At 40.9% G+C, this 19,900-nt stretch carries 15 protein-coding genes and 1 pseudogene; 13 read left to right on the plus strand and 3 right to left on the minus strand.

Going from position 1 to position 19,900, the window contains the following annotated elements; all coding sequences use genetic code 11:
- The first annotated feature begins 44 nt into the window (after positions 1 to 44).
- The 9 genes and pseudogenes from ACO1D1_RS22405 to ACO1D1_RS22445 all read left to right on the plus strand — a co-directional run bounded on the left by ACO1D1_RS22405 (position 45) and on the right by ACO1D1_RS22445 (position 11,756).
- Positions 45 to 2,078, plus strand: a complete 2,034-nt coding sequence (locus tag ACO1D1_RS22405) for a BglG family transcription antiterminator (RefSeq protein WP_423337175.1) — start codon at positions 45 to 47, stop codon at positions 2,076 to 2,078.
- A gap of 12 nt (positions 2,079 to 2,090) precedes the next feature.
- Complete coding sequence (locus tag ACO1D1_RS22410; protein ID WP_149871816.1) at positions 2,091 to 2,420, plus strand: PTS lactose/cellobiose transporter subunit IIA; 330 nt, start codon at positions 2,091 to 2,093, stop codon at positions 2,418 to 2,420.
- Entirely contained in the window at positions 2,410 to 2,748 is a 339-nt protein-coding gene (locus ACO1D1_RS22415) for a PTS sugar transporter subunit IIB (protein WP_423337176.1), read from the plus strand. Before ACO1D1_RS22410 ends, ACO1D1_RS22415 begins: the two co-directional genes overlap by 11 nt.
- Before the next feature lie 16 nt (positions 2,749 to 2,764).
- A complete protein-coding gene (locus ACO1D1_RS22420) occupies positions 2,765 to 4,072 on the plus strand; it encodes a PTS sugar transporter subunit IIC (RefSeq protein ID WP_423337177.1) in 1,308 nt (435 codons plus the stop codon).
- A gap of 21 nt (positions 4,073 to 4,093) precedes the next feature.
- Positions 4,094 to 5,059: an aldo/keto reductase gene (locus tag ACO1D1_RS22425; protein ID WP_423337178.1), complete on the plus strand. Its 966-nt coding sequence runs from the start codon at positions 4,094 to 4,096 to the stop codon at positions 5,057 to 5,059.
- Positions 5,060 to 5,088: 29 nt separating this feature from the next.
- Entirely contained in the window at positions 5,089 to 5,838 is a 750-nt protein-coding gene (locus tag ACO1D1_RS22430; RefSeq protein ID WP_423337241.1) for a sugar phosphate isomerase/epimerase family protein, read from the plus strand.
- A gap of 12 nt (positions 5,839 to 5,850) precedes the next feature.
- A complete protein-coding gene (locus tag ACO1D1_RS22435; protein ID WP_423337179.1) occupies positions 5,851 to 7,506 on the plus strand; it encodes a DUF4091 domain-containing protein in 1,656 nt (551 codons plus the stop codon).
- 80 nt (positions 7,507 to 7,586) lie between these two features.
- Positions 7,587 to 10,699: pseudogene (locus ACO1D1_RS22440) on the plus strand (glycoside hydrolase family 2 TIM barrel-domain containing protein).
- A gap of 202 nt (positions 10,700 to 10,901) precedes the next feature.
- The gene (locus ACO1D1_RS22445; RefSeq protein WP_423337180.1) at positions 10,902 to 11,756 is read left to right on the plus strand and encodes an ROK family protein; all 855 of its coding nucleotides are present in this window, start codon (positions 10,902 to 10,904) and stop codon (positions 11,754 to 11,756) included.
- A 24-nt stretch (positions 11,757 to 11,780) separates the two neighbouring features.
- On the opposite strand, the gene ACO1D1_RS22450 is transcribed toward ACO1D1_RS22445, so the two are convergent.
- Positions 11,781 to 12,563, minus strand: a complete 783-nt coding sequence (locus ACO1D1_RS22450) for a DeoR/GlpR family DNA-binding transcription regulator (protein WP_423337181.1) — start codon at positions 12,561 to 12,563, stop codon at positions 11,781 to 11,783.
- A 202-nt stretch (positions 12,564 to 12,765) separates the two neighbouring features.
- Positions 12,766 to 13,926, minus strand: coding sequence for a M20 metallopeptidase family protein (locus ACO1D1_RS22455; RefSeq protein WP_423337182.1), 1,161 nt, complete (start codon positions 13,924 to 13,926; stop codon positions 12,766 to 12,768).
- Between the two features lie 220 nt (positions 13,927 to 14,146).
- Between ACO1D1_RS22455 and ACO1D1_RS22460 the strand changes: the two genes are divergently transcribed.
- Positions 14,147 to 15,007 (plus strand): GGDEF domain-containing protein, encoded by an 861-nt coding sequence (locus tag ACO1D1_RS22460; RefSeq protein WP_423337183.1) that lies wholly within the window; start codon positions 14,147 to 14,149, stop codon positions 15,005 to 15,007.
- A 143-nt stretch (positions 15,008 to 15,150) separates the two neighbouring features.
- On the opposite strand, the gene ACO1D1_RS22465 is transcribed toward ACO1D1_RS22460, so the two are convergent.
- Positions 15,151 to 15,774, minus strand: coding sequence for a GntR family transcriptional regulator (locus ACO1D1_RS22465; RefSeq protein WP_149872812.1), 624 nt, complete (start codon positions 15,772 to 15,774; stop codon positions 15,151 to 15,153).
- A gap of 270 nt (positions 15,775 to 16,044) precedes the next feature.
- Here ACO1D1_RS22465 and garR point away from each other — a divergent pair, with 270 nt between their 5' ends.
- The 3 genes from garR (at position 16,045) to ACO1D1_RS22480 (ending at position 19,860) form a co-directional block, all read left to right on the plus strand.
- Complete coding sequence (garR, locus tag ACO1D1_RS22470; protein ID WP_423337184.1) at positions 16,045 to 16,944, plus strand: 2-hydroxy-3-oxopropionate reductase; 900 nt, start codon at positions 16,045 to 16,047, stop codon at positions 16,942 to 16,944.
- Positions 16,941 to 18,383, plus strand: a complete 1,443-nt coding sequence (locus ACO1D1_RS22475; protein WP_423337185.1) for a four-carbon acid sugar kinase family protein — start codon at positions 16,941 to 16,943, stop codon at positions 18,381 to 18,383. Before garR ends, ACO1D1_RS22475 begins: the two co-directional genes overlap by 4 nt.
- A gap of 157 nt (positions 18,384 to 18,540) precedes the next feature.
- A complete protein-coding gene (locus tag ACO1D1_RS22480; RefSeq protein ID WP_149871804.1) occupies positions 18,541 to 19,860 on the plus strand; it encodes a gluconate:H+ symporter in 1,320 nt (439 codons plus the stop codon).
- Positions 19,861 to 19,900: the final 40 nt, after the last annotated feature.

Below are 19,900 nucleotides of genomic sequence, written 5' to 3' on the forward strand. Positions count from 1 at the left end.
TTGGTGCTTTTCCATATTTATTATGTACCTAGGGGGTAGGCATCATGGTGAGATTAAAGCAAAGAGAGCTGCAAATATTGGAATTCTTACTTGTCCAAGAAGAATTTATGACCTATAAGAATATCTCTGAACATTTACATCTCACAGAAAGACAAGTAAGGTATGACATCAATAATATTGAAAAGTATTTAATGAAAAACCATTTGGATGTAATTAGGAAAAATCCAAAAAAGGGAATTATCATAGTGGAGAAGGCGGGCCTTAAGGAGAAGCTGCAAGCCTTCAACCAATACACGACGATACGTGAATATAAGTACTCAAAGAAAGAGATTCAAAGTTTTATCTTGCTTAAATTGTTAATAAGCGACGAAATTGTTCCGGTTGCGCAATTTGAGGATATTCTCTTTATTTCCCGGACGACCGTGTTAAACAATTTAAGTGAGATCGAAGAAATGCTCCTAAATGAGAATTTGTCATTGGAACATCATACGAGAAAAGGCTTCACCATTTCCGGTACACAAGTAAAAAAATACAATTTTTTTACAAGAGTGTTAATGGAGTTAATTAACATTCGGGAAATCTATAGCTTTTTACTCAATAATGATAATGTTTTCTCGAAGCAGGCAGAATTGGTGTTATTTAATCTGCTTGATCTGGATATTTTGCATCAGGCATTACTGGAATGCCGGAATATCGAAAAATATGCAGGGAAAGTCTTAGATGACCGCAATTATGTCTTATTATTAATTGTCGTGATGAAAATCCTCCAAGAAAATGCTGACTGGCATTTTAATGACTTTATTCATCAGCGCCAAGAGCAGTCCGAACATGGGGCGCTCCTATTAACGATTATTGAAAATATGAGAAGCCACTCCGATCATAGAGATGATCAAACGATTGCGAAATTTCTTGAAGAAATTATTGGCCATATAAGCAGGGCATATCACGTTGATTTCAATGCTAATCCTGCTTTTATCTCGCAATTAAAAGCACATATTGAGGCAATGGTGAAACGGGTGAAGCAATCAATCGTTGTCCAAAATCCGATTTTTCACGATTTTGTTTCGGACTATAAAGAGCTATTTTTAGCGACAAAAGCAGCCTGCAACAATGCGGAGAAATATTTGGGGATTAGCATAGGAGATCAAGAGATTTCCTTTATTGCGATCTACTTTGCATCAGAGATCCGCAGGCAGGAAGATCGCAAGGCGAAAATGGCCAGAATATTAATTGTCTGTGTGGAAGGCTTAGCGATTTCGCAAATGATCAGCACGCAGATTAAGAAAATATTTGAATATGAGGAAGTAAAAACCTTACCTGTACGGGAATTTAGCAAAGAGCATCTCAATCAATATGATTTTATTATTTCTACGGTTGATTTGCCGGATATTCAGTCTTCCAAAATATTAAAGGTTAATAATTACTTGCGGAAAAAGGATTTAGAAGTCCTGCAGCAGCATTTAAGCTTAAAACTCGTGATGAATGAGAAAAACGAGTTAGATAAATTTAATTTGATCATGCAAACAATCCGGGCAAATACCAACATTACAAATTTGAGTAAGCTGGAATTGGACTTAATTAACATCCTTTCGAAAGATGAGGCAAGGGCTCCTAAAAAAGAAATCCCGAAAATTTATTTTGACGAATCCTATATCACGAGGGAAAAAAGCATTCCAACCAACCGATGGGATTTGGCCATCAAAGTGGGGACACGTGCATTAATCGATAAAGGGTTAATTAGTGAAACCTATGAGCAAAAAATCATTACTAACTTGCGAAAGTTTGGTCCTTATATGGTTGTCGCACCGGGGGTTATGCTTGCCCATGCAGGTATGGAGGACGGGGTAATACAGGATTCCATCTCGATCACCATTTTACCAAATGGAATCGATATCAATGATCGATTTGAAAAGCCAATTAAATTAATTATTACGTTAGCTTTTAAATCGAAAGATACTCATATGCTCGTGGAAAATATCGCAAAGCTGGCAATGGATGATGAGAAAGTAGAAAGGTTAATTCAATTACAATCAAATAGAGAAATATATGATTTGGTTTCTGCAACACTATACAGCTAAGGGGTGGTTTTAATGGTGAATGAGCAAATCTCATTTGAAATGATTTCAAAAGCAGGAGAAGCCTTTTCAATTCTTGTAAAGGCGCTGGAACATGCCCGGAACGGGAAACTGGAACTGGCGGAAGAAAATATTAAAAACTCCGAAATATTAATGAATGAAGCCCATAACTTACAAACTAGTTTAATTGTCAATGAAGCAAATGGCGTTCCAAATGAGTTCTCTGTGTTATTAATTCATGCTCAGGATACGTTAATGAATACCATTTTAATGTCAACCATTGTGAAAGAAATGATTCTTATGTTCAACACTTTAAAGAAGGAGCTGGTCTGCAATGAACAATAAACTGCACATTCTATTGCTTTGTAATTTAGGAGCATCCACCGGCATTTTAGTGTCCAAGATGAAAGAGGTTGTCAACAACAGTGAAAAACTAAAAGACAAGGATATTAAAATAGAAGCTCATCCGGCAGGAGAATTAAACGAACATATTGCTCATTTCGATGTGATGCTTCTTGGTCCGCAAATTGGCCATCGTTTTGATGAACTAAAGGAATTGGCAGATGCTCATCAAAAACCAATCGAAATTATTAATAGCAAAGATTATGGAACGATGAATGCGGGGAATATTATTAAACAAGCAATTGTCATGAATTCACAAAGGATTAATTAATAGGGAGTTCGTTTCAATGAAATCACTCCTTAGCTTTATAGACAAACGAATCCCCACCATTCAAAAGGCAATTGCACCCTTCGCGGGGAGACTGGAGAAGCAAAAACATTTAGCTTCCATCAAAAATGGAATGCAGGACTTAACAGCAGTCTTACTCATTGGATCGTTTTTCTTTGTTATTTCGTTCATTTTACAATACTTGCAGAAGAACTTTGGGTTATTAGGTTCTCTGAAGCTAGATTTATTGAATATTCCGGTACAGCTGACCTTCGGGATGCTGTCGATCTATGCAGCCGTTTCTGTATCGTATCGCCATGCAAGAAGGATTGATGCCCCCATCATCCCGTCGATTTTTTCCAGCGTTTTTATTGTCGGGGTTGCTGTTGGCGGGATTACCCCAACCGGAATTGATTATGGGAATTTTGATACGGGCGGCTTCCTAATTGCTTTAATTGTGTCGTTATTGACGGTGGAAGTATTAAACAAATGTACGAAATATAATTTAACCGCTAAATTTAAACACATCCCAGAAGGCAGTGTTCATACATTCCAATTCGTCATGCCTGTTGTATTACTTTCAGCTGCCTTCTTGGCTATCAATCTATTGATTGAAACTACGACAAAGCAGACCAATGTGTCGGAATGGATTTTTCATTACCTGTTTTGGGGGATTGAATCGATTGATACACCAGTTATGGTCTTTATTCTCGTTTTCTTGGAAATGCTGTTTTGGTTTATTGGCATCAATGGGTATGCCGTTCTAGCCGGTTTTATTCTACCGTTCGCCACCTTCTATTTAGGAGAAGACCTATCGGCCGTGATGAACGGGGGGACACCGGAATATATTTTCACTCCAAACTTCTGGGATTACTTTGCTAGTTTATCAGGGGCAGGAATCGCTGGAGCACTTGTCCTCTTAGCATTAGGCAGTAAAGTGAACGAGATTAAAAGTGTTGGTAAAACATCCATTATTCCAAGTTTATTTTCGATTACGGAACCGATTCTCTACGGTCTGCCGATCGCATTTAATATCTATTTGTTTATTCCTTTTGTGATTGGTACGCCGATATTGGCTACCTTACAATGGTATATCTTTAAGTGGGGATTTGTGAACTTTCCCGTTGTTCATGTGGCCGATGCACCCATCCCCCTGGCACAGGTTTTGTCCACAATGGACTGGCGGGCGTTAATTATGATGATCGTTGTCTTCATACTCGCGGTCATCATGTATTACCCTTTCTTTAAGCTTTATGAAAAAAGCGTCATGGAAGAGCAAAATAATCAAGATAACGATCGGTATGCAGATCTTGATTTAGATTTTTAAACAGCATGGGAGGAAGAAAAAATGAAATCTATTACTGTCAATGGGACCAGAAATCATCAGCCCATTACCCTGACTTGCTCAAATATTGTTTTGGGATCTGGGGACTTCCTAAGACTTGATAATATGGAATTTGCCGCACCTGTTTTAGATGAATATATGGCTCGTGGCGGCAATACCTTTGATACGGCAAGACATTATCGTCATAGTGAAAAGGCATTGGGAATATGGATGGAAATGAGAGGCAATCGGGACAAGTTGAATATATTAACAAAAGGTTGCCATCCTGTAAGGGAAAATCCTCACCAGCCAAGAGTAACCCCCGAAGCAATTGAAGAAGATTTAATGACGAGTTTGGAATATTTAAAAACCGACCACGTTGAACTTTATGCATTGCATAGAGATGATCCAACAAAACCGGTTGGTCCGATTATGGAAGCTCTTCATAAACAAGTTGAAGCAGGAAGAATTTACGCCATCGGGTTATCCAATTGGGAAATAGATCGAATCATCGAGGCAGATAACTATGCAAAGGAAAATAGATTGACACGGCTTAGCTTCAACAGTCCTAATTTAAGCCTGGCTAAGCCATTAAAGCCACGCTGGGAAAATTGCGTGTCCGCGAACAGTGACATGGTGAAATGGCATGAAGAAACAGGCCTCCCGTTATTTTCTTGGTCCAGTCAAGCAGGCGGCTTCTTCTCAGGACGTTTTTCTCCAGAAATTCTAGAAGATCAAGAAATGGTGGAAGTTTATTATAGCGAGGAAAACTGGGAAAGATACAGCCGCGCTAAAGTATTGGCGGAGAAGAAACAGGCATCACCGATTCAAATTGCTTTATCCTATGTATTAAATCAATCATTTCCTACTGCCGCACTGATTGGTTCAGAAAATAAGAATGAATTAGTTTCTTCCATTTCAGGTGCATCTATTGAACTTTCTCCAGAAGAGATCCATTACTTGGATTTGAAAAGAGATGAGCTAGCGTGAAAAATTTAAGGTCAAAGATTGCCGCGCAAATGTACTCTGTCCGCAAGGAGTTTGCAGAGGATGCTGAAGGGACTTTAAGAAAACTGAAGGAAATTGGTTTTGAGGCTGTCCAGCTTGATGGGATGAGAGGAAATGATCCGATTCAAGTTGCCCGTTTACTTGAAAAATATCAATTACGAGTCGCAGGCATGCATATCAAGCATGATCGTTTTTTTAACGATTTAGATGGAATCATTGAAGAGGCCTATTTATTTGGCTGTAAAACGATTTACGACAAATATATTGATGATGAAGAACAGAACGAACAAGGCTACCGCAAGACAAAAGAAGTATTGCTGGCAGCGGCACAAAAATTGAGTCCGCTTGGTTTTAGAGTTGGTCTTCATAATCCGGAGTATGATTACAACAATGACGTCGATGGCCGGAAAGTCATGGATTATATTACAGACCCTGTCAATGGGATATGCATTTACCCAGAACCAGATACGTATTGGATGACGGTCGCTGGTGAAAACCCTGTGGAAACGATCAAGAAATACAGTGGAAGGGCTCCAATCCTCCATTTGAAAGATTATCGGTCCGGCTATGATGTGAACGATATGGAAAACAACTTAATGGAAGTTGGCAGCGGTGATATTGATATAAGATCCGTTGTTAAATGGGGAGAAGCAAACGGAGTTGAATATTATTGTGTGGAGCAAGATTATTCTAGAATCGGCATCTTCGAAAGTCTAAAAAGAGGATTTGATTATCTCGTAAGCTTGGAAGAAGAATTGTAGAGGGGGAGTTAGATGAACGGGAGCGGTATTACTTTTGAAACAAGATGTTTAAGTTCCCTTGAAAAAGTGTTTGCTGATGAGGAGCTAACACACCCTTCATTTAGCAGGGCAACTTCATTGCAAAATGAAGTTTTTTCTTTTCAAGTTGCTTATCGATTTATAGGGGAACCAATCAAAAATATCGGTGTGGAAGTAAAAGCAGATTTTCAAACTCCTGTACAAGTTCGAATGGTGGGACTTGTTCCATCGGAATACCCTAGCTTTCACGACCATGATGACCAGGTTCTGCGGACGGCGCCGGGATTATATCCAGACCCCCTGTATCCGATTGGTGAAGAGGGAATGATTGGCTATCCAAACCAATGGCGCTCTGTCTGGTTTACCGTTCCTATCGATAAAAAGGATCAACCGGGCATTCATGAAATTACCATCGTTTTTAACAATGAAAAAGGCGACAAATTGGCGGAGGAACAATTTCTACTGGAGGTGATTCCTGTTGAATTGCCCCAACAGCAATTGATTCATACGGAATGGTTTCATACGGATTGTTTAGCTGTCTACTACGATGTTGATGTGTTTAGTGAGGGGTATTGGGAACTTGTGGACCAGTATGTAAAAACAGCAGCTGACCATGGAATCAACATGATTCTTACTCCATTGTTTACCCCGCCGCTTGATACAGAGGTAGGCGGGGAACGGCCTACGGTCCAATTAATTGGGGTAGAAAAGCATGGAGATGAGTATTGTTTTTCTTTTGACAAATTGACACGCTGGATAGAGATTTGTTCAAATCGTGGCATTCAATACTTTGAGTTTTCCCATTTCTTTACCCAGTGGGGGGCGTATCATGCCCCGAAAATTGTCGCCATTATAGACGGGCAGGAGCAATCCATTTTCGGCTGGGATACGGATGCAACGGGTGAGGAGTATCAATTGTTTCTTTCCCAGTTCTTGCCGCAGTTCGTGAAATATATTAAAAGTCACCATCTAGAAAAGCAGGTTTACTTTCATATCTCTGATGAACCAAACACGGAGCATTTGGAATCTTATAGGCGTGCAAGTGAATTGATCTTTACCCATCTTGCGGAATTTCCTATTATTGACGCCTTATCGGATTATGAATTTTATAAAAAAGGATTGGTAAAACAACCGATTCCAGCGACTGACCATATCGAACCATTTCTAGATCAGGGTGTACCGAATCTTTGGACCTATTATTGCAATGCCCAATATAAAGAGGTTTCGAATCGATTTTTTAACTTCCCATCTGTCAGAACGCGGATCCTTGGATTACAGCTGTATAAACATGATATTAAGGGTTTCCTGCATTGGGGCTATAATTTTTGGTTTTCGCAGTATTCCCGTAAACCAATTGATCCGTTTAAGAATACGGATGCGGATATCAGCTTCCCTTCAGGTGATGCCTTTTTAGTGTATCCCGGCGAAAAGGGTCCGATTGAATCGCTCAGACTCGAAGTCTTTTTCGATGCCCTGCAGGATGTAAGAGCACTAAAATTATTGGAAGGTCTGATAGGAAGAGATGAAGTCATTTCCTTATTGGAAAATCAATTGGAACATCCAATTACGTTTAAACAATACCCATGTCAAAGTGAGTGGTTGTTGGGTATCCGAGAACAAATTAATAGAAAAATAGCTGAATCTATCTAGTTTATTCATATTGCCATCGTATCGATGGCTCTTTTTGTACTGGTTTGAACTTTTTTCAAAGGATAGGAGGGAACCTTTTCATGTTGAAAGCGAAAGAAAAGTATGTATATACACCGCCAGCAAACGGATATCCCGAGTGGAATAACAATCCGGAAATTTTTGAATTAAATCGTCTCCCGGCACATGCCACCAGCATGCCGTTTTTATCAGTTCAAGATGCCATGACAAAGGATCCAATGGAGTCCCCAAACTGTCAATTGTTAAATGGGGAATGGAAATTTGCTTTTTCTAAGAATCCTGCGGCAAGGACTAAGGATTTTTTTAAACAAGGATTTGATGAAAGTTCCATGAAGCCGATTCAAGTTCCGTCACATTGGCAGCTTCAAGGATATGATTATCCTCAGTATACAAATATCCGCTATCCATGGGAAGAACAGGAGGACCTCAAACCTCCATTTGCACCAACGAACTATAATCCTGTTGGTCAATATATTACCTATTTTGATATTCCAAAAGAGTGGGACAATCAGCCTGTTTATATCCATTTTGCTGGGGTAGAATCCGCCTTTTACGTTTGGGTGAATGGCGATTTGGTCGGGTATGGTGAAGACAGCTTCACGCCGAGTGAGTTTGATCTCACCCCCTTTTTAATAGAAGGGAAAAATAAATTGGCGGTTGAGGTCTATCGCTGGAGTGATGCCAGCTGGTTAGAGGATCAAGACTTTTGGCGGTTAAGCGGTATTTTTCGCGATGTCTATCTCTATACCACACCGCTTCTTCATGTCCGGGATTACTTTGTGAAAACCCATTTAGATCAGGCGTATACGAATGCGGAACTGTCTATTGATTTCAAGTTATCCAATTATGCCTGTTTGTCTGACGAGCAGGTAACGATGGAGGCGCAATTATATGATCCTGCTGGGAACATGGTTTTTCATGAAAAGGTAGCTGAACAGTACAGGCAATCCATAGAAGATGCAGAGATGCATTTTAGTAAAACGATTCTCTCACCGTCGCTTTGGAGTGCTGAAAAGCCGGCGCTTTATACCTTTGTCGTTATCATGAAAAATAGCGAAGGGACGATCATGGAAGCGCAAAGCTGTAAAGTGGGCTTCCGAAAAATTGAAATAAAAGATGGCCTGATGCAGATCAATGGCCAGCGCATCTTGTTTAACGGTGTGAATCGCCACGAATTTTCCCATTTGAGAGGTCGCGCAGTTACCAAGGAAGAGATGGTTCACGATATCTTGGCAATGAAACAGCATAATATCAATGCCGTCCGCACCTCCCACTATCCGAATCACCCTTTTTGGTATGAGTTGTGTGATCAATATGGGTTGTATGTCATCGATGAAACCAATTTAGAAACCCATGGTTCGTGGACGTATGGACAAGAGGAAATAGGCGACACCGTTCCCGGGGATCACGAAGAGTGGACAGCAAATGTCATCGACCGCTGCCATTCCATGCTTCACCGGGATAAAAACCATCCTTCAGTTGTCATTTGGTCGCTCGGAAATGAATCGTTTGGCGGAACGAACTTTATCAAAATGAAGGAACATATGAAAAACGAGGACCCAACCAGGCTTGTACACTACGAAGGGGTCACGATGTACCGTGCTTCGGATGATGCAACCGAAATCGAAAGCAGGATGTATGAGTCTCCATCTATGCTTGAGGAATATGCTTTACAGGCAGAAATGAGTCCAGTTCCGGTAAAGCCTTATATTGTCTGCGAATATGCTCATGCGATGGGAAATTCAGTCGGGAATCTCTATCAATATACAGACCTTTTTCAAAAATATCCGATTTTGCAAGGCGGTTTTATCTGGGATTTTAAAGATCAAGCCATACAAACGACCGCCGATACCGGTGAAACGTACCTCGCTTATGGCGGTGACTTTGGCGAATCACCGCACGACGGAAATTTCTGCGGCAACGGTCTGATATTTTCGGACGGGTCATTCACACCGAAAATTTTTGAAGTGAAAAAGTGCTATCAGCCGATTGATGTCCGCCTTGAGAACAAGGTTTTTACTGTAATCAATAAACAGTTATTCACTGATGTGGATGAATATGAAACAAGATGGACAATGCTGAGAGAGGGGAAGAAATAGCAAGTGATACTCTCAGGGTTGCTTGTCCGCCATTATCACAGACTGTTATTGACTTAACTGATGTTCTCGAAAAGTTTGTAAAAGGAGAACAGGAATACATTCTCACGATTAGTTTTCATACCGTGACGGATCAGCTATGGGCTAATAAGGGGCATGAAATGGCTTTTGATCAATTTGTTCTGTCAGAACGAAGCGTTGTTTCGCCGTTACAAGGGTGGCCATTAAAAAGTATCGAGGAAACCGAGGACCAGCTAATAATCGAAGGAGACACCTTCACTGTATTCATCAGCAAATCAACAGGGCTGATTACCTCATGGCTGTCTCGGGGTGCAGAAGTATTAGCTGATCCCATCACACCGAATTTCTGGCGGGCCATTACAGATAATGACCGTGGGAACAAGTTGGGTGAGCGTGCGGGGATTTGGGAACATGCCGGCAGGACGGCAAAGCTTGAGCGCTTAAAAATTGAAGAGATGGTTGGTAAAGTTGTGGTTCGTACGGTCCTTCAATTGCAAACGTCTCCTATATCACAATGTACGATTGATTACGAAATAGCCGGAGACGGGCAATTACGGGTTGTGTTTGAACTGTTGCCTGGTAAAGGCCTGCCGGAAATTCCGGAAATCGGGATGATTCTTCTATTAGAGAAGTCGTTTGAACATCTGGCATGGTACGGAAAGGGTCCACATGAAAATTACTGGGACCGCGAAAAGGGTGCCAAAATCGGCTGCCACGTTTCCACTATTTCAGATGAGTTTGTACCATATTTAAAGCCGCAGGAACATGGGAATAAGACCGCTGTTCGTTCCTTTGAAATTGCAAATGAGCAAGGAGTTAAACTGCGCATTACGGGTGAGTCATTACTAGAAATCAATGCTGGTGCTTACTCGGCGGCTGAGTTACAGGAAGCAGCTCATACGTATCAATTGCCGGAGCGGACGAAAACCTATGTACGCGTCAACCATAAGCAAATGGGTGTTGGCGGCGATGATTCATGGGAGGCAAAAACACATCCTGAATTCACACTATTTGCTGATCGGACGTATCGGTATGCTTTTCGGATTATGTGTCTGTAAATGGGCATCTGAAAATATTTGCGAAAGCTGTCGGGCAAAGTAATGGATGACTGGTGCAGAGAGCAGTTATGAGAGCGAAAATCAAAAAAATGAAGAGATAGATAGAAGCGGGGGCTATTTCTCTTGTTTCTTTATGTGCAAATAAGCATGGGGCGGTTTTTGGAGAAGAACGGTCCTTTGCACCTTAAGGAGGTACAAAAGTATGTTAGGAGCAATTGAAGCAGGCGGGACGAAGTTTGTTTGTGCTGTTGGGGATGAATACGGTCAAATCCATGAGCGGATTCAGATACCGACAACGGTGCCAGAAGAAACAATGGGTCAGGTGATAGAGTTTTTCCAGCAGTATTCGTTGGAGGCTATAGGGATTGGTTCTTTCGGACCGATTGATGTGAATCGGGAGAGTCCAACATATGGTTATATCACGTCGACCCCTAAAGTGGCTTGGAGGAATTACCCGTTTGTCCAAGCATTGAAGGACGAATTCGATGTGCCAGTTGGTTTTACGACGGATGTGAATGCGGCGGCATTGGGTGAAGCGACGCTTGGGGCGGCGAAAGGATTAGACAGCTGCTTGTACATAACGGTTGGGACCGGAATTGGGGCTGGTGCTGTTGTGCAAGGCAAGCTTTTAGAAGGGCTGTCCCATCCGGAAATGGGCCATATCCTCGTGAGGCGTCATGAGGACGACAGCTATAAAGGAAAATGCCCTTACCATCATGATTGCTTAGAAGGGCTTGCGGCAGGACCTGCTATCGAGGAACGCTGGGGTGATAAGGGCATGAACCTTGTGAACCGACTTGAGGTCTGGGATTTGGAAGGGTATTATCTCGCCCAAGCATTGATGCAGTACATTTTGATTCTTTCTCCAAAAAGTATTATTTTAGGCGGAGGAGTCGCGAAACAGGAGCAGGTATTTAGTGCGGTTTACAAGTACTTGCCTAAGTTACTTAACGATTATGTAGCGTTACCGAATTTGGCCCAATATATTATGAGCCCTGGGCTTGGAGACAACGCTGGAATTACTGGAGCGCTTATTCTCGCGAAGGAGGCTCTTTAAGGCAAAAAAAGGCCTTTTCTCATGTTAATGAGGAAAGGCTTTTTGACCAGAAATAATAAGTTGAATGTTATTCTTTTGCATGTAATTCTGGTAAACTTCATTAGGCATGGTATCTGTTATAAGGTAATCAATCTTATCTAATCCGCAATAGGTCATTAACCCGTATTTATCAAATTTATCATGATCAACTAATAAAAATACTTCAGAGCTTCTATTCACAATAGAAGCTTTTAATTCGCTTTCAAGTGGTGAAGAATTCGTGACACCATTCGATAAGGAGACTCCTGTTGAAGCCATAAATGCTTTATTAATATTATAGGCATTTAGAATATCCATATATTTTAAGATTCCAAATGAATTTGTCTTTCTTTCAAGTATTCCACCTGCTGTAATCACGTTTAAATTATCGAAAGGAAGTGCACGAACGATAAAATCAAGGCTATTGGTGATCACTGTGACCTGTTTCTTATTGATATATTCAATCATTTCAATAGTGGTTGTTCCTGAATCGATAAAAATGATATCTCCGTCCTGTACATAATTCGCTGCAACTTTCCCAATCATTTCCTTTTCTGTTTGATGACGAACTTGCCTGTCATGGAAAGATTCTAATTTAGCGCGCTTGTAATCATTTACAGCTACACCGCCATATACCTTTTTGAAATCCCCCTTTTCAACCAGTTCCTGAACATCCCGACGAATCGTGTTTTTTGACACCTGAAACACGTTCATCAATTCATCTAAAGATACAGATTTATGTTCGATAATATACTCTTCAATTTTATTGATCCGTTTATCTTTTATCATTTCCGTCCATCCTTTATTTCCTAATCAAACTTATCATTGATACCGTTTTCAGTGTTTGATATTAATTATATATTACCAACAATTTATCAAAAGTTCACTAAGAATATCAAGATTTTCTTAACTGAATTATTTATCAAAACAGAAAGAAATAAACAAAAAAGAAGCACGGGAATGGTACAACTCCCGTGCTTCACTCATTCATTTATGCATGTAAAGCCAATTGGATCATTAATTCGATGCCAGTTGGGATGGCAGCTTCGTCGATGTCGAATTTAGGATGGTGGTGCGGGTATTGGCTTTTTTCGCTTTGCATTCCGACATTAATGAAGGCGCCGGTTTTTTCTTTTACATAGTAGGAGAAATCTTCAGCACCCATAACAGGTTCTTTTTCCACAAAGACCCCTTCTCCAAAGGATTTTTCAATAATTCCCTTCGCAATTTTGCATGCCTCCGGGTGATTGTACAATGGCACCGTGCCCTGGATGAAGCGGTAGTGCCCTTTGGCGCCAAAGCTTGCACAAAGCGATTCAGTTAAATGAGCCGTTTTTTCGTGCATTAATTCTGCAGCCTCAAACGTCATCGCCCGAATCGTTCCTTGAATTGAAACCTTCTCCGGAATCACATTATAGGAATGGCCTGCCTGCATCCCGCCAATCGAGATGACCCCGGCATGAAGCGGGTTCAAGTTGCGGCTGACAATCGATTGAAATGCCTGAATCAGATGGGTTGCGATATAGATCGGGTCCACTGTTTGGTGTGGATAGCCGCCGTGCCCGCCTTTCCCTTCAATCGTGATCTCAAAATCGTCACACGATGCCATCGCATAGCCGGTGGCGAAGCCAATTTCCCCAAGCGGCATCCCGGAGATATAATGAATACCATAAATCGCTTCGACACCGTCGAGTACACCTTCGTTTACAAGCTGCTGGGCTCCGCTTGGCGAAGCTTCCTCAGAACTTTGAAAGATCAATACAATATTGTTTTTTATAAGCTTTGAGTTTTCGCTCATCCACTTAGCTGCTCCCAGCAGTGTAGCGGTATGGCCATCATGACCGCAGCCATGCATCACACCGGGTACGGTTGAGATATACGGCTTCTTGTCTCCTTCTTCTTGAAGCGGAAGGGCATCCATATCCGCTCTCAGGGCAATCGTCTTTTTCCCTTCTGTTCCTTTGAAAAAGGCAATGACATTCGGTGCGGAAAACCGCGAATCGATCGGAATACCAAATTCGGTTAATTTCTCCTTTACATAGGCTGCTGTTTTATATTCTTGTCCTGAAAGCTCAGGGTGCATATGAAAATGGCGGCGCTGCTGAATTGTCCATTCAGCAAGCTCTGAATCTACTAATTTGGTCTGGATCATGATCGTTCCTCCAAGTTGGATATTTTTCTAAAATAACATTGAATTTTTATGCAATAATTTTAATTTATATTCAGCTATAATGCAACAAAAAACTTCTGCCATATTGATGTTTCACTTTATTGATAATTGTAATTTATGTCATTTATTTGTTTATACTCCAATTTTCGACAACATGTGATAATATCAAAGATAATACAAGAATCGAAGGGGTAGGAACAGAATGTCGTTAAGTGTTAAGTGGGAATCGATTCAAAGAATGCCTAAAATGATCTTGGGGCTTTGCATCATATTAACAGTGATTCCTGGTTTTTTAGCTAGATTGGATATGTTTTATATTGATGATATGGTTTGGTTTTTACTGCTATTCCCTTGCTTTATTTTTTCCTATTATTTAGGATTTGCCGGCGGGGTCTTTGCGGCATTGACGGTTAATGTCTATCACCTGTTTTGGTTTATGTATGAAAAATATCTGCGAATGGCAGAATTAGTCAACCAAGAATTATCCCTCCATATAGGTGTGGCTATCGTCACTTTTTTATGCGCGATTGGTGTTGGACTATTGTCGGAAAAACTAACCGAAAAACAATTGCAGCTGCAAAGTTTGAATCAAAAATTAAAGCATTTAGCCTTGTATGATTCACTTACAAGTCTCCCAAACCGGCATTACTTTATGGAAAGATTATCAGAAACCTTACAGGGTGAACCATCCGTTACCCTATTGTTTGTTGATTTAGACGGATTTAAAAGGGTGAATGATACCTATGGCCACGAAGAAGGAGATCGCATATTAATAGAAGTGGCGAATCAGTTAAACCTCTGCTGTCATGATTCCATGTTTGTCGGCCGCCTTGGGGGCGATGAGTTTATTGTCATGTTAGTGGGGGCGGATCAAGAAAAATCAATCGAAGCAGCGCAGGGAATTTTGAAAAAGTTACAATTAAATGTACATGATTTGAGGATTTCCGCGAGCATTGGCATTGCCATATCTAAACATGGTGATACCCCTTCAGCCCTATTAAAAAGTGCTGATAGAGCTATGTATCATGTTAAATCAACAGGAAAAAATGCAGTCGGTGCCTGACCAAAACCAAATGGCCCATCTTTCTACGATTATGTCGGAAATGCAGGAAGCAATGGAACCGGTCATGACGAAATGTGTCCGTCTGCTAGCCAATCAATAATCTAAAAAGTGCCCTCGCTGTGAGGGCACTTTCGCTTTTTTTACTATTCATTCCCCATTAAATGAAGGTAAAAGTTCAAGTCTGTTTCCAGGTGTTTCTTCATTAGTAATTCAGCCGTTTCTCCATCTCTTGCCTTGATCGCTTCATAAATTTCTTCATGTTCGTCGATGAGCCGCGGGCGATTGTAGATGACAACGGTTTTTCTAAATAGGTAGATTATCGCCTGCATCCGATCGATGATCTCAATCATGAATGGATTATTGCTGGCTTGAACAATATCATTATGAAACCGTTCATTGGCAGACATGATTTCTTCTTTCGTTCCATTCCTGCCAATCTCAACATAGTTATAAAGTTGTTCAATTTCTTTTTCTTTAAGAAAGGTCGCGGCACATTTCGCTGAATAGCCTTCTAGCTGAATCCGGACTTGAAACATATTTCGTAAATCTTTCTCTGTCGGCTTTACCACTTTCTTTTTCACAATAAGTCCTTCATTTTCCAATTTTCGAATCGAATCTCTTATCGGTGTTCGACTAACACCTAATTCCGCAGCTAATTTTTCTTCGACCACTTTTGTTCCACCTGGAAGTTCCCCTGTTAAAATTTTATCACGAAGAATTTCATAACATTGATGGTATGCAGGGCGTGAGCTATTACTTTCAAGCACAAGTTTCACCTCAGTATATTTCTTATCTACATACATAGTACCAAATTGCTTTCGTAAATAATACTGGTGAATAAGAGGATAGGTTATACATAGAGTGAAAAAGTGTATACAAAATTAAATAAAAATGTATACAAAAAATAAAAAGTGGTATACAATCGAAGAGTAAATTATTTATGAAAGCGATTGCTAGTTGAAAATCCGTTCAAAAGCGGATGATTCATCAAGTAATCTTCTATATTTCTGACCATAGCGAACGGGGAGGCATACAACATGACTAGAAAGATTGGCTTTATCGGATTAGGTATTATGGGAAAACCAATGGCATTAAACCTTATTAAAGCAGGACATAGCGTAACGGTTAATGATCTTAATCAAGAGGCAGTGAAAGTGTTAACAGAAGCTGGAGCGGCTCAAGCGGGCTCAGCGAAAGAAGCAGCTGAAAACAGCGAAATTATTATCACGATGCTGCCGGCATCTAAGCATGTACAAGCTGTTGTTCTTGGTGAAAATGGAATTTTGGCAGGAGCAAAAGAAGGCTCCATTATTATTGACATGAGCTCGATTACACCTGCCGTTTCGAAAGAACTTGCAGCAGAAGCATCGAAAACGGGCGTTGGCTTTTTGGATGCACCAGTTAGCGGCGGAGAACCAAAAGCGATTGACGGAACTTTAGCGATCATGGTTGGCGGTAAGGAAGATGTATTCGAAGCAGCAAAACCGGTCCTATATGATATGGGGAAAGATGTGACATTAGTGGGCGACAGCGGCTGCGGTGTTACGGCAAAATTAGCGAACCAAATTATTGTTAACCTGAATATTGCGGCGATGTCTGAGGCACTTGTTCTAGCAGCAAAAGCCGGAATTGATATAGAAAAAATGTATCAAGCAATCAGAGGCGGACTGGCAGGCAGTGCGGTACTAGATGCGAAAGTACCTTTAATTCTGGAAAGAAACTTTGCTCCAGGAGGCACGATTGCCATCAATATGAAAGATATTACGAATGTGATGGATACAGCTCATGAAATTGATGTCCCGCTTCCATTATCAAGTCACCTGCTAGAAATTTTCCACGCTTTAAAAGTGGATGGTAAGTTAATGAACGACCACGGCGGCATTGTTCAATATTATGAAAAACTGGCTAATGTTGAAGTAAGGGGTTCTAATCAATGAGTTCAAATAAAAGACTAGTGACAGAAGTTTTTAGCAGGATACCATCTGTTGATTCAGACGTAGTAAATGAAATAATCGAAAAGGAACTGCAAAAGCTAAATAAAAAAATCATCGTTCTGGACGATGATCCAACAGGGGTTCAAACGGTTCATGGTGTTTCCGTTTATACTGACTGGACGCTGGACAGTATTGAAAAAGGGTTCGCAGAAGACAATTCCATGTTTTTCATTCTGACAAACTCACGTGGATTTACAGCTGCTGAGACGACAAAAGCGCATCAAGAAATCGCAGCGAATATTGTGTCCGCAGCGAAAAAGTTTAATCGTGATTTTATCATCATCAGCCGCGGTGATTCCACTTTAAGGGGACATTATCCCCTTGAAACAAAGGTGTTAAAGGAAACAGTCGAGTCCCATTCTGATTGTACATTTGATGGTGAAGTGATTGTGCCCTTCTTTAAAGAAGGCGGCCGCTTCACAATTGATAATACACACTATGTTCAATATGACGAATATTTAGTTCCTGCAGGGGAAACGGAATTTGCGAAGGATCGTACCTTCGGTTATACCAAATCCCATTTAGGCGAGTATGCAGAGGAAAAATCGCTAGGTGAATATAAAGCGGAGAATATGACGTATATTTCACTTGAAAGCTTGCGCTCCCTTGATATTGAAGCGATTGAACAGCAATTACTAGAAGTTGAACAGTTTAATAAAATCATTGTAAATGCTGTTGATTATGTCGACGTGAAAATTTTTACGATTGCTTTAGTTAGGGCAATCAATAAAGGGAAAAATTTCATGTTTAGAAGTGCAGCCGCTCTTACGAAGGTCATCGGAGGCGTAGGCGATAAATGCTTACTAACTCGGGCTGAACTGATCACAGAGGAAACCGAAAATGGCGGGATTGTCATTATTGGTTCACATGTGCAAAAGACAACCGAACAGCTTGCCGAATTGAAGAAATCCGATGCTGTCCAGTTTATTGAATTTGATGTTCATCTTGTGTTGGAACCTGAAAAATTCGAACAAGAACTTGATCGGGTTGTTGCAGCAAGTAATCAGATAATCCAAGCGGGAAAAAATGTGGCTGTTTATACAAGACGGGAACGACTGGATCTTGGTGAAGGCAAAAAAGAAGAGGAATTAATGCTTTCTGTAAAAATTTCTGATGCGGTCACGAGTATTGTGAAACGATTAGAAGTGAGACCTGCTTTTGTGATTGCCAAGGGCGGCATTACATCCAGTGATGTGGGTACAAAAGGTCTTGAAGTGCAAAGAGCAACCGTAGCTGGGCAAGTTAGACCGGGAATTCCCGTCTGGACAACAGGCAGTGAAAGCAAGTTCCCAGGCATTGCCTATGTCATCTTCCCAGGTAACGTTGGGACAAAGACCGATTTAAGAGAAGTGGTTGAAATGTTAAGCAACAAGTCATTATAAGGGGAAAAAATATTGGGCATTAGGCTTGCTTTTAGTAAGGCATGCACACACTTATTTCTTCATCAGCACTGATTTTACCATTCATCTTGAATAGATTAAGTGTGGCATCTTATTAGGCAAGCCTTTTATCATACAAAAAGAGGGGAAGAGGGAGAAAATGCCAATTATTTCAGTTATTATAGGGGTATTACTGTTATTAGTATTAATGATGGCGTTCAAATTAAACGCGTTTGTGTCCTTAATTATTGTGGCACTTGCTGTCGGGATTTTGGAAGGAATGTCACCGCTTGAGGCAATTAAGTCGATTGAAAGCGGTTTAGGTGGAACCCTTGGACATCTAACGATGATTATTATCTTTGGGGCCATACTCGGTAAGTTAATGACCGATTCAGGTGGTGCACAGCGGATTGCGACGACATTGATTCATGCATTCGGGGAAAAAAGGGTTCAATTAGCGGCAATTGTTACGGCGGCTGTAGTTGGAATCGCTTTATTCTTTGAAACAGGGGTAGTTGTATTAATTCCATTAGTGTTTACGATTGCTACTGCTGCAAGGGTTCCTGTTTTATATATCGGAATGCCGGTTATTGCCGCGCTTATTACGATGCATGGATTTGTTCCTCCGCATCCAGGACCGACAGCGGTGGCGGATGTATTTGGAGCAAATATCGGGAAGACCTTAATCTGGGGAATCATTATTGCCATTCCAGCTTTCATTCTGGCAGGTCCGGTCTATACAAAATTCTTTAAAAAAGAGTCATTGGAAATTGAAATTCCAAAGGGTTTATTTAATCCGAAAGAATTTAAAGAAGAAGAGATGCCTAAATTTGGAATCAGTATTATTACGGCACTTTTACCAGTTATCTTAATTGCTTTACAAGCCGTTGTAGAAATTTTTGCGCCGAACTCAGCGATTAAGCCAGTTACTGACTTTATCGGTAATGCGGATGTTGCACTTTTACTTTCCGTTCTTTTTGCCATCTTTACATTTGGTCTTAATTTAGGTAAAAAAATGCCGGAGATTATGAAATCGCTTAGCGATGCCGTTAGCGGAATTGCGATGATATTGTTAATCATTGCTGCGGGCGGTGCGTTCAAACAAGTACTCATTGACAGTCATATTGATAAATATATTTCCGACATCATGGCAGGATCGACTCTTTCCCCATTATTGTTAACATGGCTGATTGCAGCCATCCTAAGGGTGTCAGTAGGTTCTGCAACTGTTGCAGGTATGACAGCAGCGGGAATTGCCGCACCTCTTGTTGCCGCAACAGGTACAAGCCCTGAACTAATGGTGTTAGCCGCTGGTGCTGGAAGTGTCACCTTCTCGCATGTGAATGACGCAGGCTTCTGGATTTATAAAGAATACTTTAACCTATCCATTGGGAAGACGATCAAAACCTGGTCGGTCATGGTCACAATTATTTCTCTAGTCGGACTAGCTGGTGTGCTAATCCTCGATATGTTCTTATAAAGCTTTCAAATGGGGCAGATTCACCGCTTGCTGGTGGAAC

Origin of the sequence: Neobacillus sp. 19, from assembly GCF_049463095.1 — a bacterium.
Lineage (GTDB): Bacteria > Bacillota > Bacilli > Bacillales > Cytobacillaceae > Neobacillus.